3 protein-coding genes are annotated in these 2,537 nt (G+C 28.6%); all 3 read right to left on the reverse strand.

What is annotated here, in order from left to right; translation table 11 throughout:
- Nucleotides 1-282 precede the first annotated feature (282 nt).
- Genes CD113_RS10975 through CD113_RS10985 form a run of 3 tightly spaced genes read right to left on the reverse strand, consistent with a single transcriptional unit; the run spans nucleotide 283 to nucleotide 2,476 of the window.
- Nucleotides 283-570 (reverse strand): hypothetical protein, encoded by a 288-nt coding sequence (locus CD113_RS10975; RefSeq protein ID WP_002464907.1) that lies wholly within the window; start codon nucleotides 568-570, stop codon nucleotides 283-285.
- Between the two features lie 27 nt (nucleotides 571-597).
- Nucleotides 598-1,506: an aldo/keto reductase gene (locus tag CD113_RS10980; protein WP_002464906.1), complete on the reverse strand. Its 909-nt coding sequence runs from the start codon at nucleotides 1,504-1,506 to the stop codon at nucleotides 598-600.
- Nucleotides 1,507-1,549: 43 nt separating this feature from the next.
- Nucleotides 1,550-2,476 carry a CobW family GTP-binding protein gene (locus CD113_RS10985; protein WP_002464905.1) on the reverse strand — a complete coding sequence of 309 codons (927 nt, stop codon included), beginning with the start codon at nucleotides 2,474-2,476 and terminating at the stop codon, nucleotides 1,550-1,552.
- Nucleotides 2,477-2,537: the final 61 nt, after the last annotated feature.

Raw genomic sequence — 2,537 nt, forward strand, 5'->3', positions numbered from 1 at the left:
ATGTTAAAGATAATTATATTTATAAAAAAGTATAATACACATAATTTTCAAAATTTTTACTATTTTATAAATAAAAATGTTTAAAAAAAGAGTGGAACAAACATAAGTGTTTCATAACAATTATGTCTTAGTCCCACTCTCACTGGCAAGACTGACTATGGTTATAAAATGTTGAATTGTCAATATTTTATAATCAAGACAGTGACAGCCAACCATGTCGTATTTAGATTAACATCTATATTGTGCTTGGCTTATTGCATTCGATATTAATAACGTTTTACCTTACATGTGATTAATAGCAAAAACATAAATTAAAAAGAAAAATGCTACACCACTAATAATTGATAGTATTAACATTAATATTAATGTACGTTTAAAATGTTTAATAAATGCCATGAATAACATGACTAAATTATACGCGAAAAACAACCCAAATAATGTCATCATTATTTTTAAGTCAGTATAGAAAATGTTTAATGCTAAGATAATAATCGCAAATATGACGTACGGTATAATGACAAATTTACGTTCGAAGCGTAGTTGTTCAAACCTTTTATCTTGTTGTTCCATAAATTACTCCTTTTAGCTATGTTAATCTTAAGGGATATCATGACCTAATGTAGCTGTATAAATATCAAACCATTCTTGATTAGTGATAGTTATAGATAATCCTTCAATAGCTTGATCTATTCGATTTAATTTACTCGTACCTAAGATAGGCATAATATCATGTGGAAGTTTGTCGAACCAAGAAATAATTACTGCATTAGGTGAAACACCATATCTATTAGCTATCTGTTTAATGACTGCCATAATTCTTTGCCCTTTGTCATCCAATGGATCGAATAATTGCCCACCAGCAAATGGACTCCAAGCCATTACTTTAACTTGCTGTTGGTACATAGTAGTAATAATATCATTGTTGATATTATCTACATGATAAGGGGATAATTCTAATTGATTAACACTAATATGCAATTTTTCTTTCGTCAGTTGATGACTCAATAGTTGATATTGCTGCTCATTAAAATTTGATATACCAAAGGATTTAATTTTGCCATCATCAACTAGTGTAGCAACTGCTTCTGTAATTTCCATGGGATCCATCAATGGTGACGGTCGATGAATCAATAAATTATCTACATAATCAACATTCATATTCTTTAGTGACTGTTCAACTGATGCAATAATATGTTTACTACTTAAATCATATCTGTGTCCATCTGTAAATTGATATTTATTTGATGGCAAGACAATTCCACATTTAGTAACCAATTGTATGTTCTCTTTTAATTTAGGTGATAAATCTAGTGCTTTGCCAAATATTGCCTCACATTCATAATCACCGTATATATCTGCATGATCCATCGTTGTAATTCCACGTTCAACTAATTGATTGATAAATGTATTCAACTGTTGATGTGTCATATTCCATTGATTAGCACGCCAAAACCCTTGTATTAATTTAGAAAATGTTACATGTTGATTAATAGATATTCGTTTCATAATATAACCCCATTCCCACAAATAACTTTAAAATAGTTAATAATTAAGTAAATTGTAACATATCTAATTGATTACGCAGTTGATTAACATCCATTTCTTCGCCAATAATAACTATAGTTAATGGCAAATCACCAGAAACAACACCATATTCAGGTAGACCATAGGCATACTGAAATTCATAAATATCTGTTGTTGCGTCTTTGAATGTAACGTATCCTTTTAATCTAAGTACATTATCAGGTAATTTTAGGATAAATTGATAAAATAATTGCCTTTCAATTGGACCTGTAAAGGTATATTTCAAACTAGTTATACCATGATGATGACTATGTTGATGTGTCATATCTTTTCTGTCATTATTATTTGTTAATTGCTCAAAACTTATTTTCCCATAAGTCGCTTCAAGCTTAATAGCACTTGGGTTTATCCCTTGTAATTCAGACAAGATGATTACTAATGAATCTTCATCTATCAAGTCAATTTTATTTATAACAATTGCGTCACTTAATTTAAGTTGTTCCTCCATTAACATGACAGTATTGTCACTATATTGACTTCTATCTAAAAATCGTTTAGCATCAAGTACACCAATAACGTATGGTTTTTGGCAATAATTTACTATAAGTGGGTCTTGACAAGCAACCATAATTTCTAATGGATGCGCTATTCCTGTTGCCTCAATAATAATATGTTCTACTTTTTCTGAATTAATGAGTGCTTCTATTTCATTAACTAAGTCTTGTTTTAAATCGCAACAAACACAACCATTTATTAGTGAACGAACTTCTATATCATCTGCAATATGGTTACTGTCAATGTCAAAACTACCAAATTCATTCATGATAATATTAACTTTCTCATCATTTTTTAATAATTCATGAATATACTGTGTCAGTAAAGTAGTTTTTCCACTACCTAAAAACCCATTAATTATTGTTATTTTTATTTTTTCGTTTTTAATTTTTTTCATATTATATTCTCTTTTCTATTACAGTTATTTTTAAAAAAGATAACATATATATTATATTATC

The sequence above is a fragment of the Staphylococcus simiae genome, from assembly GCF_002902085.1.
GTDB classification, from domain to species: Bacteria; Bacillota; Bacilli; order Staphylococcales; family Staphylococcaceae; genus Staphylococcus; species Staphylococcus simiae.

Coding starts and splice junctions, on each gene's coding strand:
- CD113_RS10975 (WP_002464907.1), bottom strand. CDS start 570: ATGGAACAACAAGATAAAAGGTTTGAACAACTACGCTTCGAACGTAAA.
- CD113_RS10980 (WP_002464906.1), bottom strand. CDS start 1,506: ATGAAACGAATATCTATTAATCAACATGTAACATTTTCTAAATTAATA.
- CD113_RS10985 (WP_002464905.1), bottom strand. CDS start 2,476: ATGAAAAAAATTAAAAACGAAAAAATAAAAATAACAATAATTAATGGG.